This window comes from Nocardia mexicana NBRC 108244 (genome assembly GCF_001613165.1).
Lineage (GTDB): Bacteria > Actinomycetota > Actinomycetes > Mycobacteriales > Mycobacteriaceae > Nocardia > Nocardia mexicana.
On sequence record NZ_BDBV01000022.1, the window covers coordinates 123,063 to 135,068 of the forward strand.

Here is a 12,006-nt window from a genome sequence, read left to right on the forward strand (position 1 = left end):
TCATTCGCTATCGGATTGCTGTCTGTAACGACTGTTCACGACAAAGCGGTATGCCCGGCTGGGAGTGATCACAGCGCCCGGTGCGTGCCCCGTTGGGCATCGAGTGAACGGTGATGAATCCTCGCGGACATCGTTGGGGCACTGTCTGGAGCTTGACGTGAGCCCGGAATTACGCGCTCTCGACCGGGTGTGGTTCGTCCAGATGACTGTTTGCCGGATGTTCGGTATGTTCTAGGGGTGGCGGATGCTACGGAGTTGCTCACCTACGAGGTGACGATCTCGCAGCCGGACAGTGTCAGCCGAGCGTGGTGGCAGATCGGCAATGCCGGTACCCCGCCCCAGGTGGCCGCCGCACTGTCCGAGCTGGCGATCCGCTGTGCCCGGGAGTTCACCGACTCGGCCGCGCTGTCGGCCTGGCACTGGTACATCTGCGAGGTCCGCGGATCCGACGGAGCGCAACTGGACTACTTCGTGGGCGCCGTGCGCGCCGTCCATCTGCCCGGCCAGCTCGACGACGTCGCCCGGCGGGTACTGGAGCTGGCCTCCGCCGCCCCGCCCCGCACCGGCCATTCGATGCCGCCGCGGCGGCGATCACGAGGCTGAATCCGACGCGAGGAAGTTCGTCAGCAGGGGGAGCAGGGCCGCTGGGCGGTCGAGGGGGATGATGTGGCCGCAGTCGGGGATGATGTGGCCGGTCAGGTCGTCGGCCAGGGGGCGTAGTTGGCGGGCGAGGGCGTCGCCGACCGGGTGGGCGCCGAGTGCCAGTGTGGGCATCCGCAACCGGTGAGTGGCCGCCGCCCGGGCGATCTGGTCGGCGGTGTCGGGCATGGCGCGGTAGTGGGCGAAGGCGCAGCGCAGCGCCTCGGTCCCGGTGTACGCGTCGACGAAGGCGTCGCGGTATTCGGCGGGCAGACCGCGGCCCTGGGTGCCGGTGGTGAGGAACCAGTCGATGTAGGCGGATTCGGTTCCGGCGAGGACGTTTTCGGCGAGACCGGGTACGGCGTGGAAGCCGAACCACCAGGGCGGGCCGCCCGCCAGGAAGTCGTCGGCGCCCGGCAGTCCGCCGAGCACGGCTTCCATGACGACCAGCCGGCGCACTCGCGCGGGCCGCTGCATCGCCAGCAGAAACGCCACCGGGGTGCCGAGATCCATCGCCACCACGTCGGCGGTGGGTTCGCCCAGCGCGTCCAGGACGGCCTCCGCGTCGCGAGCGAGGTTCGCGCCGTCGAATCCGGATGTCGCGCGCTCGCTGCCGCCGAGCCCGCGCAGGTCGGGTGCGATGACGCGATATCGCGGCGCGAGCGCCTCGATGACGGGCCGCCACAGCTGCCACGTGTGCGGAAAGCCGTGCAGGAGAAGAACAGCCGGGCCGGTTCCCGCCGTGGCGATCTGGAGTTCGGTGCCGTTGCCCGATACTCGGCGCATCGTGATGTCAGTGGTCATGCGACTGTCCCGTCCAGTTACGATTAGTTACTAGATGAACATAAGAAACACGATGTGAACTGCCAAGAAGGCACTTCTCTGACAGGTGGTGAGGTCGAGGTGACTACCCGGCGGGGTGATCTGTTCGATCCGGCGTGCCCGACCCGGCGGCTACTGGACCGCATCGGCACGAAGTGGGTGTCGATGGTGGTCAAGGTGCTCGCCGAGGCCCACCCCGGCGAGGTCCGCTTCGCCGAACTGCAGCGCCGCATGTCCGGCGTCTCCCAGAAGATGCTGTCGGTCACCCTGCGGAACATGGCCCGCGACGGCCTGATCGCCCGCCGAGTGGAACCGACCGTCCCACCCCGGGTCCACTACCGCCTCACCGACCTCGGCCTCTCCCTCGAGGTCCCCCTCTCGGCCCTGCGCGCATGGGCGGAAGAGCACATGGCCGAGATCGACGACGAGGTCAGTGGCCGGGGTGGTGGATCGGGGCGGTGAGGAGATCGTTGAGATGTGTGCGTGACCAGGTGCACAGTTCGTGGATTGTGTGCACGAGTGCGGTTCCGGCCTCGGTGAGGTGGTAGTCGACGCGCGGGTTGGCGGTGCGGTGGTCGTATCGGCTTACGAGGGCATGGGTTTCGAGTTCTCGTAGGGTCTGGGTGAGCATCTTGTAGCTGATGCCGTCGACAGCTCGGTGGAGCTCGCGGAAGCGATGGTGGCCGCCGTGGATTTCCTCCAGGATGCGCAGCCCCCACTTCGTGGATACGACGCCGAGCGCTTGCCAGGCGATACCGCGGGAGGTCTGTTCGTCACCGTCGCCACCGTGCATCGGAAATGCCGCTCACCTTCAAGTGCGTACTGCCGCCTCGGACAATCCCACCCTAGCGTCGGCCACATGCAGATTCTGAAGACCTATGCGCGGTTGTTCGTCGCCGATCTCGACACCGCACTGCCGATCTACGAGGAACTCGTCGGCGCCCCAGCGGATCTCAGATTCACCTTCGAGGAGGCCGAACTCGCGGCGATCGGGGACTTCCTGCTCATCGCGGGCGCACCCGAACACACCGACCGATATCGCTGGACGGTCGGCCCGGTGATCGTCGACGATCTGGATCGGCTGATCACCCGGCTCACCGCATCCGAAGCGGTCGTCACCGGCGGCCCCGTCACCGGCGACACCGGCCGATTCGCCTACCTCCGCCACCCCGACGGGACCCACGTCGAATACGTCGAATGGTCACAACAGATACGAACCCGCGTACTCGGGTCCCCATCGCGCCACTGAATATGTCATCAATTGATGTAATATGACGCCAATTGACGTCACATGCTGAGAGGAGGCGCTGCCCGCCGAGGATTCGGTGTGGTGGTCTGAGGGGTATGGCGGCAGGGGCAGAGTTCACGATCAGTTCACTGGCGGACGAGTCCGGTCTGACGGTGCGAACACTGCGTGACTACAGCGTTCGTGGCCTGCTGCCGCCTCCGGAGATGAGGGGCCGCACCGGGTTCTACGGCGAAGAACACCTGAACCGGGTGCGAATCATCGGCCGATTGCTCGAGCGCGGGATCACCCTCAACGGCGTCCGCGGCCTGCTCGAGGCATGGGATCGCGGCGACGACCTGGCCGACGTCCTCGGCGTCGCCGCGCCCCCCGCAGCGCCCGAGCGGCCGACCCACCCGATTTCCGAGAAGCTCATAGCCGCAACCGATCTCGCGCAGTTGGTTCACGATGTGCCGGACGGCCTGCGCCGAGTGGTCGCCGCGGGCATCTACGAACCGGTCGATGCCACGACCTACCGGGTGGCCAACGGCGAAGTGGCGGAACTGCTCGAGCAACTCGTCGCCGACGGCGTGCCGGCGGCCGAAGCGGTCGGCGAGGTCGAACGGTTGCGCGCCGACTGCGATCACATCGCTCGGAAGTTCGTCGATCTCTTCGAACGGTCCAGCGTGCGGCCCTTCCGGCGGTCGGGACGCACGCCGCAGGACGTGGACCGCCTCACCGAACGCCTGACCGCCGCGCGTACCCGGCCCGGCCGGATGGCGACCGCGTTGATCGACGAGTTCGTCGGCCGTCACCTGGCCTACCTGGTGACACGCGACCTGAACGACGTACCACTCGACCGGGGCTGAGGTACCCGCCGGGGGCCTAGTCGGCGGGGATCATGCGCGGGTGCGCGACGGATTCCGGCCGCAGCAGCCGCTCCAGCTCGTCCGGGGGCAGCAGCCCCTGCTCGAGCACGAGTTCGGCCACCCCGCGGCCGGATGCCAACGCCTCCTTGGCGATTCGGGTCGCGGCGTAGTAGCCGATGGCCGGGTTGAGCGCTGTCACCAGGCCGATCGAATTGTCGACATAGCCGCGCATGACCTCCGGGTTGGCGGTGATCCCGGCGATGCAGCGGCGTGCCAGCACCAGGCAGCCCGACCGCAGCTGGGTGATGCTCTCGCCGATCGAATGCAGGATGACCGGCTCGAAGGCGTTGAGCTGCAACTGGCCCGCCTCGGCGGCCATCGTGACGGTGAGATCGTTGCCGATCACCCGGAACGCGATCTGGTTGACCACCTCCGGAATCACCGGATTGATCTTGCCGGGCATGATCGACGATCCGGCCTGCACGGGCGGCAGATTGATCTCGTTCAGCCCGGCCCGCGGCCCCGAGGCGAGCAGCCGGAGATCGTTGCAGCCCTTGGACAATTTCACCGCGATCCGCTTGAGCACGCCGGACAGGTGCACGAAGGCGCCGCAGTCCTGGGTGGCCTCGACCAGGTCGACGGAGGTCTGCACCGGCACGCCGGTGATCTCGCGCAGGTGACGGCAGGCGGCCTCGGCATACCCGGGCGCCGCGTTCAGGCCGGTGCCGATGGCGGTGGCGCCGAGATTGATCTCGTGCAGCAGTGTGGCCGCCTCGTCCAGGCGCTGCCGGTCCTCGCCCAGCATGACCGCGTAGGTGCCGAACTCCTGGCCCAGGGTCATCGGCACCGCGTCCTGCAGCTGGGTGCGGCCCATCTTCAGCATGTCGGCGAATTCCGTTGCCTTGTTCCGGTATTCGGTGCGCAGGACGGCCATCGCCTCCGACAGCTCACGCAGCGCGCCGATGGTGGCCAGCCGCACCGCGCTCGGATAGGCGTCGTTGGTGGACTGCCCGAGGTTGACGTGCTCGTTGGGGTGGACGCGGGCGTAGTCGCCCTTGTCGTGCCCGAGCCGCTCCAGGGCGCGATTGGCGATCACCTCGTTGGCGTTCATATTCGTCGAGGTGCCCGCGCCGCCCTGCATCACGTCGACGATGAAATGGTCGTGCAGCGCGCCGGAACGGATATCGGCGCAGGCGGCCACGATCGCCTCGGCGACATCGGGTGCGAGCAGGCCGAGTTCGGCGTTGGCGCGGGCGGCCGCCTCCTTCACCGCGGCCAGCGCCGTGATCAGGTGCGGATACGCGGCGATCGTGACGCCGGTGATCGGGAAGTTCTCCCGGGCCCGCGCGGTATGGATGCCCCAGTAAGCATCGGCCGGAATCTTCTTCTCACCCAACAGGTCCTGTTCGGCGCGGTAGCTCATGAGGCGTCCTTCGCGGTGCCGTGCGGCGGAGAGTCGATGTGTCATCGCTCGACGTACTATAACATCAAATGATGGCACATAGAATATGGCAATGTGTCTGTCCGCTCGATCGGGTGGCCCGATCCAGGCGTTGACGGCCACGGCGCGGTGTCTGATGCTGTGCCGCATGGATATCGGAATCGCGTTGCCCACGATGTGCCGCGGCTACGACCGGCGATCGACCGTCGACTGGAGCCGGCTCGCCGACGAGGGGCCGGTGTCGAGCATCTCGTGCGGTGAGCGCATGACCTTCCACAATCCGGAGATGTGGACGACGCTCGCGGCGGCCGCGGCGGTGACCGAGCGGGTGCGGATCATCGCGAATGTCTCCGTGCTGCCCGCGCATCCGGTGGCGCTGGTCGCCAAGCAGGCCGCGACGATCGATGTGCTGTCCGACGGCCGGTTCACCCTCGGCGTCGGCGTCGGCGGGCGGACCGACGACTACCGCAGTCTCGCAGCGGGATTCGGCCACCGCCACGAGCGGCTGGACCGCGCCGTGGGGGAGTTGCGGTCGCTGTGGTCGGGCGAACCGCCCTCGGGCGCAACCGATCCGGTGGGTCCGGCGTGCGTCCAGCCCGGCGGCCCGCCCGTCCTCGCCGGGGCGCTCGGGCCGAAATCGCTGGCCCGCGCCGCGCAGTGGGCGGACGGCGTGGTGGCGTTCAGCGTCGGGGGGACTCCCTCGGAGATCGCGTGGTCGGCCGAGGCGGCGCGGCGGGCCTGGGCGGACGCGGGCCGCGATGCGCCGCGCCTGGTGAGCGGTTGTTTCTACGTTCTCGGCGTGCCGGAGCCCGACCGCGTGCTACGGGATTTCACCTCCGAGTATCTGGGATTCCTCGGTGCCGAGAATGCCGCGGGCGCAGCCGCTTCGATGAAGACCTACGATTCCGATACGCTGCACCGCACCCTCGACGCCGCCGAGGCCGCCGGACTGGACGAGTTCATCCTGGTCCCGGGATCCGCCGACATCGCCGTCTTGGAAGCGACACTGAACCTGATCGGTTCCCGCTGAACCGATCGTGTCGGCGCGCCCTTCCGCGTCATCGGTGACCCACGAGATGTCGCCGGTGGCGGAAGGCTTTGATCGGGAAGCCTAGGCCCTGGTCACATGTTTATGCTGGTCAACCTAGGTGGCGTAACTCTGGCGTAATGTGCGGCTCGTTAGTGTCGGCGATATGAACCGAACTACCAGCGTTTCCGGAAGGGACTCCGGTCGGAGTATGCCGACGAGGCGGATTCCCGAGGAGTGGGTTTCTTCCCGGCCGCGGGCCGAGCGGGCGCGGCAGGTGGCCGATGTGCTGCGGCAGCAGATCACGGCGGGCCGGTTCGTCGACGGCATGCTGCCGGACGAGCGCAGCCTGGGCAACCAGTTCGGGGCGTCGCGGAACGCGGTGCGGGAAGCGTTGGCGCTGCTGGTCCGGGAGGGCGTGATCACTCGTCGGCCGGGTGTCGGCACCACGGTCGTGCGGCCCAAGTACGGGCACGGATTGGATCGGCTGGTCGGACTGGCCGAGACGATGATCGGTTACGGCACCGTCACCAACGAGATCCGGGTGGCCGAGACCGTGGCGGAGCTGCCCGCTCCGATCGCCGAGCGGCTCCAGGTAGCGGCCGAGACAGGCGGGGTGTATCTCGAACGGCTGCGGTGGCTGCAGGGAACGCCGCTGTCCCTCGATGCCACCTACCTCCCCTCCGATATCGGCCCGGCCGTCCTGTCCGGTGATGTGGCGGGACGGGATGTGTTCACGTTGATCGAAGCGACCACAGGCCATCTGCTCGGGCGCGCCGAGGTCACCGTGCATGCCATCACCGCCGATTCGGATACCGCAGCGCTCCTGCAAGTACCCTGCGGCGCACCGCTTTTCGCTCTCGAACGGCTCACCTACCTCGCGGACGGGCGTCCGGTGGATGCGGAGTCGATTCGCATCCGTGCGGACCGGATGACCTTTCATGCCACGATGCACCGCGGACGAGCCACCGCGGCCGAGCAGCAGGCGCAGTAATGGTGGGCTTGTCGACGCCGGTCTTGGCGCTGCTGGGGCTGTTCGGGCTTGCCGGAGGTATCGGTATCACCGCCGTCGGCCCCGGGGGAATCCTCCCTACGATCGGGCTGTTCGCCCTGACCGGTCTGTCGCCGGCCGAGGTGGCGGGCACCGCCATCGTCACCCATATCGCCACCGGCGTCTTGGCGACGGCCGCATACACCCGCTCCGGCCAGCTGCGCGAGCTCGAAACCCGCCGCACCGCGGTGATTCTGGCCGTCACGGCCGTGATCGGCACACCCCTCGGGGTGCTGCTCAACACCTTCGTGTCCCAGCGTGTGTTCGGGGTCGTGCTCGGCGTGCTGGTGACCGTGGTGGCCGCCCTGGTGGCGTATCGCGAACATCGCGCCTGCGCGTCGGCGCGGGCGCACCCGGCGGCACTGCTGGTGGTCGCGCTGGGGCTCGCCGTGGCCGTCGCCTCGGGGATCGTCGGAATCGGCGGGCCGATGCTCACCGTCCCGCTCCTGGTGGCGCTCGGCGTGCCCGTGCTGGAATCCCTAGCCTCCGCCCAGGCACAATCGGTCACCATCGCGACCGTGGGCACCCTCGGCTACATCGCGCACGGCGTCATCGACTGGCCCCTGGCCGCCCTGGTCGGCATCCCCGAACTGGCCGGTGTCCTCCTGGGCTGGCGAATCGCCCACGCACTGCCCACCCGCAGCCTGAAATACGCGCTGATCATCACCCTGCTCGCGCTCGCGCCCTACCTCGCGTTTTGCGCGGAGTAGTGGTGGGTGAGGTCCGCCAGATCGGACTTCCGGATCCGGCCGTGTATCCCGCAGACCTGGTCGACCACTTGGGATACGGCGAAATCGCCCGCGGCCGACAGGTAGGCGTAAGCGTAGGCCGGATGCATTCCGGCGGCGACGAGCAGGTCGACCGCGCCGTGGACACAGGCCCGCATCGCCTCGTCGAGATCTTCGTGCAGGCCGATCGGGATCAGCAGATCGGCGGTCTCGCCCCACAGCCGCCGGGGTGCGGCGAGTTCGGCGGCGGGCACGAGATCGAAGCGCAGGGTCGCTCGCAGCGGGGCCTCGAACGCGGTGAGCGCCACCTCGCCGTCGCCCTGCGCGTAATGGGGGTCGCCGATATAGGCGACCGCGCCCTCCACCTGCACCGGGAGATGCACGGTGGAGCCGACGCCGAGCAGGGAGATATCGATGTTGCCGCCGTGCGGGCCGGGTGGCACCGAGTGGACGCGGCGGTCGACCGCGACCGCTACGCCGGTGATGCCCAGGAACGGGCGGAGCGGGAAGCGCACGAACCGATCGGCGCCCGGCCCGGTCGGCAGCACACCGCGTCCGGCGGCGTCGACGCGGCCGAGGATCGACAGGGTATCGGTCGATCCGTCGACCGGGAACCGTTCCGGCAGGGCCCCTTTGGCGTGCCGGTTGGACACGATGCCGTAATCCGCGCGCAGCTCCAGGCGTTCCACTGTGATCGAGAGGACGTCACCGGGCCGGGCGCCGCGCACCCGGATCGGGCCGGTGACGATATGGGGGCCGTGGCGGGAGGGGTCGTGATCCACCTCCGCCGCCACGGCGATCGCGTCCGGGAGTACCGCGCCGGCGTCGATGCCGCGCTCGGTGAAGAAGCGCAGCGGGTCGCGGCCCTGGTCCTCGAGCATGCCCTCATGGCTCACGGAGTCGATGACCAGGCTGTCGCCGGGGGAAACCGTTGTCACCGGATCATCTGCGGCACAGGGTAGTTCGCCCCAGAGCACGGTATCGGGAGTCGAGGAGAGCAGGGCCTCGGCGGGCAGGACGGTCACGGCGCATCCCATCCCGCCGCCAGCGTGCGAATGTCGCCGGGAGACAACGTGACCGGAGCGCCACCGTCGACGAGCGCGGCAAACCCGCCGTCGTCGGCCATCACGGTGATCGTGTACAGCCGGTCGGTCGCGGAGGTGTTGACGATGCGGTGTTCGGATCCCGGCTGCAGGATCAGCACGTCGCCCGCGGCCAGATCGATTGTGTGCGTATCGCTGTGCGCCTGCGCGGCGCCCGATAGTACGAGGAAGATCTCGGCCGAATCCGGGTGCGAGTTCAGCGGCTGCGCGCCGCCGGGCTCCCAGATCTCGAGGAATACGCTGGCGCTGGAACCGTGTTCGGGTCCGGCGAGGGTGCACAGCCGCACGGTGTCGCCGGGAGAGATCAGCGAGGCGGAGAGGTCGGCGAGGTGCCGCAGGACGGGGGGAGCGCCGGTCATGGTCGGATCCTTTCGGGGAGTGCGCGATTCAGCCGAGCGACGGGGTGAGCAGGGTGACGGGTCCGACATCGTGGCGGGTGACCGGCTGCCCGAGCATGTCGCTCCCGGGCCGGGCGGTCGTCGCGCCCGCCAGCAGTGCCGCCGCGGCCCGGGCGACCTCGGCGGCCGCGCGGGCCGGCAGTTCGCAGACGAGGTTGTGGGCGGCCAGGATTCGGGTGATCGGGAGTTCGGCCAGGCGCCGCGTGGAGGCGGCAAACCCGGCCGGATCGGCGCCGGGGCCGTGCAGCCAGTGCGCCGCGGCGAGCACCGTGTCCCCGGCGAGCAGGATGCCGCTGGCGCGCTCGAACAGGCACAGCGTGTCCGGCGCGTGCCCGGGGGTGTGCAGCACCTCGAATCGCCGCCCGCCGAGATCGACGACCTCGCCGTCGTCCAGCGTGCGGCCGATCGGGACCGGCGCGACCTCCCAGCGGGTCAGATCCGGCAGTGGGCGCGGGCGGCCGAGCCGGGCGAGGGTGAAGAAGTACTGCTCGTCCAGGCGCGCGAAACGCTCGTATTCCTCGATTACCCGCGTCATCGCCGTGCCGTAGCTGCGCAAGAAGGCCGGATCGGCGGGACCGTGCAGACATCCGGACGCGGGATCGGTCGCCGCGGGGTGGGCGGCGAAGTCGACGACATCGGCGTGGGCGGCCAGATCCGCATTGCCGCCGCGATGGTCCACGTGGTGGTGCGACGACACCACCAGCAGCGGCAGCGCCGTCAGCGCGCGCACCGCCTCGGAGATCGGTGCGATGCCCAGCCCGGAGTCGAACAGCAGGGCGGTGTGCTCGCCGAGGACGAGGTAGCTGGCGACATGGCCGGGCTCGTTGATCAGGTGGATGCCGTCGCCCACGTCCCGGACGTCGAACCAGTCGGGGCCCGCGCAGAAGGTCGGAACTCGCGATGCCACCACACCTCCTCGAATGTTGATGACAGTTACATTTCCGAACCTAAGGGCCCTCTGTTTCCGTGAGGTAAAGGTTGCGGTCCAATCGTGAGAGCACGAATGCCACAGTATGACAACGAGTCTCGGTGTGGAAGTTTCACATTGTCGTTACGCGCTGAATGTTCATCACATCAACATTCGCGACTACTGTCCCTCCGATGATCTCCCCTTTCGACGACCTGGACGGCGATCTGCGCGCGGCCTTCGCGCGCTACGAACGCGCCCTGATGGCCAACGATCTCGCGGAGCTGGATGCCGCATTCGCGGACGGGCCGCGGACGATCCGCGGCGATGCGAGCACCGCGCTGGTCGGTCACGACGCAATCGCCGAATTCCGGGCGGGTCGCGCGGGCGCACCGGCGCGCTCCCTGGTCCGCGTTTATGTCCGCCGGCTGGGGCCGGATGCGGCGGTGATCGTCGCCGAGACCCGCCGGGCCGACGGCACGCACGGCATCCAAACCCAGGTATGGGAACGCGGTCTCGGGCCGTGGGAGGTCACCGTCGCGCACGTCTCCGGCGGCGCCCCGCCTGCGCGCGGTGCCGACGTGGTGCCGGACCAGTCGATCTGGCGCGTCGCGCCGGGCGACCGTCCGCTGGCCGTCGGCGGTGCGGGACCGCTGCGCGGCGCGCGCGTGGCGGTCAAGGACCTGTTCGCGGTGGCGGGACAGGCCGTCGGCGCGGGCAATCCGGCCTGGCTGGCGGCCGCGCCGGTGGAGTCCGGCCACGCCGCCGCGGTGGCCGCGCTGCTGTCCGCCGGGGCCGATATCACCGGCATCGCGGCGACCGACGAGCTCGCGTTCTCGCTGTCGGGCGTCAACATCCACTACGGCACCACGCCGAATCCTCTTGCTTCCCAGCGCATCAGCGGCGGGTCGTCGAGCGGGCCAGCCGCCGCGGTCGCGGCCGGTCTCGCCGATATCGGGCTCGGCACCGACACCGCGGGCTCGATCCGCGTCCCGGCCTCCTACTGCGGGCTCTACGGTGTGCGCACGACCCACGGGGCGGTGGCACGGGACGGTCTGGTGGGTCTGGCCCCGAGCTTCGATGCCGTGGGCGTGCTGACCCGCGATCCCGACCTGCTCGCGCGGGCGGCCGCGGCGCTGCTGCCGGTGCGGCAGGGCCATCCCGTCACCGCGGTCCTGGTGGCTCCCGAGCTGACGGAACTGCTGGAACCCGCAGCGCGAGAATCCTTCTCGGCCGCGGTGCAGGCATTGACGCTGCGCGATGCCGCGACACGGGGCGAACTGCCGCCACCGCGGGCGGTGTCGCTGGACTATCCGGACGGTGGGGGACTGGACGCGGTGCTCGCCGCATTCCGCACCGTCCAGGCGGCCGAGGCGTGGCGGACGCACGGCGAATTCGTCGCCGGACACCCGGACGCGCTGGCACCGGAGGTCGCCGCTCGATTCCGTGCCGGAAGCCACGTCGACCCGGCCGCCGAATCCGCCGCGCGACAGCTGCTCGACGAGATGAGCGCCCGCCTGCGGGGCCTGCTGCCGCCGGGGACCGTGCTGGCCCTACCGAGTGCGTCCTCCGCCGCCCCGCGCTGTGACGCGCCCGCCGACGCGGTAGAGACGGTGCGGCAGAACACCTTGCGGCTGACCTGCCTGGCCTCGCTGGCGGGACTGCCCGCGCTGTCGCTGCCGATGGCGGTCTCGGGGACCCTGCCGATCGGGGTGTCGCTGCTGGCCGGTCCCGGCGAGGACGCCACCCTGCTCGAATTCGCCCGAACGCCCTTCGCCACCGGTGCGAGGGTATGA

At 69.4% G+C, this 12,006-nt stretch carries 14 protein-coding genes; 8 read left to right on the forward strand and 6 right to left on the reverse strand.

What is annotated here, in order from left to right; translation table 11 throughout:
• The first annotated feature begins 237 nt into the window (after positions 1 to 237).
• Complete coding sequence (locus NM1_RS09075) at positions 238 to 603, forward strand: hypothetical protein (RefSeq protein ID WP_068016502.1); 366 nt, start codon at positions 238 to 240, stop codon at positions 601 to 603.
• Here NM1_RS09075 and NM1_RS09080 read toward each other — a convergent pair.
• Positions 592 to 1,443: an alpha/beta fold hydrolase gene (locus NM1_RS09080; protein WP_068016505.1), complete on the reverse strand. Its 852-nt coding sequence runs from the start codon at positions 1,441 to 1,443 to the stop codon at positions 592 to 594. The two genes, NM1_RS09075 and NM1_RS09080, sit on opposite strands and share 12 nt — an antisense overlap.
• Positions 1,444 to 1,542: 99 nt before the next feature.
• Between NM1_RS09080 and NM1_RS09085 the strand changes: the two genes are divergently transcribed.
• Positions 1,543 to 1,923 (forward strand): winged helix-turn-helix transcriptional regulator, encoded by a 381-nt coding sequence (locus tag NM1_RS09085; RefSeq protein ID WP_084519304.1) that lies wholly within the window; start codon positions 1,543 to 1,545, stop codon positions 1,921 to 1,923.
• Here the strand turns inward: NM1_RS09085 and NM1_RS09090 are convergent.
• Entirely contained in the window at positions 1,892 to 2,254 is a 363-nt protein-coding gene (locus NM1_RS09090; RefSeq protein WP_068016508.1) for a winged helix-turn-helix transcriptional regulator, read from the reverse strand. The two genes, NM1_RS09085 and NM1_RS09090, sit on opposite strands and share 32 nt — an antisense overlap.
• 66 nt (positions 2,255 to 2,320) lie before the next feature.
• On the opposite strand from NM1_RS09090, the gene NM1_RS09095 reads away from it, so the two are divergent.
• Both NM1_RS09095 and NM1_RS09100 read left to right on the forward strand, forming a co-directional pair.
• Positions 2,321 to 2,710, forward strand: coding sequence for a VOC family protein (locus NM1_RS09095; protein WP_068016511.1), 390 nt, complete (start codon positions 2,321 to 2,323; stop codon positions 2,708 to 2,710).
• A gap of 95 nt (positions 2,711 to 2,805) precedes the next feature.
• The gene (locus NM1_RS09100) at positions 2,806 to 3,555 is read left to right on the forward strand and encodes a MerR family transcriptional regulator (protein WP_068016513.1); all 750 of its coding nucleotides are present in this window, start codon (positions 2,806 to 2,808) and stop codon (positions 3,553 to 3,555) included.
• 16 nt (positions 3,556 to 3,571) lie between these two features.
• Here NM1_RS09100 and NM1_RS09105 read toward each other — a convergent pair whose 3' ends face one another.
• Positions 3,572 to 5,023 (reverse strand): aspartate ammonia-lyase, encoded by a 1,452-nt coding sequence (locus NM1_RS09105; RefSeq protein WP_211339305.1) that lies wholly within the window; start codon positions 5,021 to 5,023, stop codon positions 3,572 to 3,574.
• Between the two features lie 121 nt (positions 5,024 to 5,144).
• On the opposite strand from NM1_RS09105, the gene NM1_RS09110 reads away from it, so the two are divergent.
• The 3 genes from NM1_RS09110 to NM1_RS09120 all read left to right on the forward strand — a co-directional run bounded on the left by NM1_RS09110 (position 5,145) and on the right by NM1_RS09120 (position 7,784).
• Positions 5,145 to 6,026, forward strand: coding sequence for an LLM class flavin-dependent oxidoreductase (locus NM1_RS09110; protein ID WP_068016916.1), 882 nt, complete (start codon positions 5,145 to 5,147; stop codon positions 6,024 to 6,026).
• A 208-nt stretch (positions 6,027 to 6,234) separates the two neighbouring features.
• Entirely contained in the window at positions 6,235 to 7,017 is a 783-nt protein-coding gene (locus NM1_RS09115; RefSeq protein WP_068016521.1) for a GntR family transcriptional regulator, read from the forward strand.
• Positions 7,017 to 7,784 carry a sulfite exporter TauE/SafE family protein gene (locus NM1_RS09120; RefSeq protein WP_068016525.1) on the forward strand — a complete coding sequence of 256 codons (768 nt, stop codon included), beginning with the start codon at positions 7,017 to 7,019 and terminating at the stop codon, positions 7,782 to 7,784. The genes NM1_RS09115 and NM1_RS09120 overlap by 1 nt, the downstream gene beginning before the upstream one ends.
• Here NM1_RS09120 and NM1_RS09125 read toward each other — a convergent pair.
• From NM1_RS09125 to NM1_RS09135, 3 genes are read right to left on the reverse strand one after another with little or no spacing between them, the layout of a single operon-like run.
• A complete protein-coding gene (locus tag NM1_RS09125) occupies positions 7,760 to 8,827 on the reverse strand; it encodes an acetamidase/formamidase family protein (protein ID WP_246010769.1) in 1,068 nt (355 codons plus the stop codon). The genes NM1_RS09120 and NM1_RS09125 overlap by 25 nt on opposite strands.
• Positions 8,824 to 9,264, reverse strand: a complete 441-nt coding sequence (locus NM1_RS09130; RefSeq protein WP_068016530.1) for a cupin domain-containing protein — start codon at positions 9,262 to 9,264, stop codon at positions 8,824 to 8,826. Before NM1_RS09130 ends, NM1_RS09125 begins: the two co-directional genes overlap by 4 nt.
• Before the next feature lie 28 nt (positions 9,265 to 9,292).
• A complete protein-coding gene (locus NM1_RS09135; protein ID WP_068016919.1) occupies positions 9,293 to 10,210 on the reverse strand; it encodes an MBL fold metallo-hydrolase in 918 nt (305 codons plus the stop codon).
• A gap of 194 nt (positions 10,211 to 10,404) precedes the next feature.
• On the opposite strand from NM1_RS09135, the gene NM1_RS09140 reads away from it, so the two are divergent.
• Positions 10,405 to 12,006, forward strand: a complete 1,602-nt coding sequence (locus NM1_RS09140) for an AtzH-like domain-containing protein (RefSeq protein ID WP_068016533.1) — start codon at positions 10,405 to 10,407, stop codon at positions 12,004 to 12,006.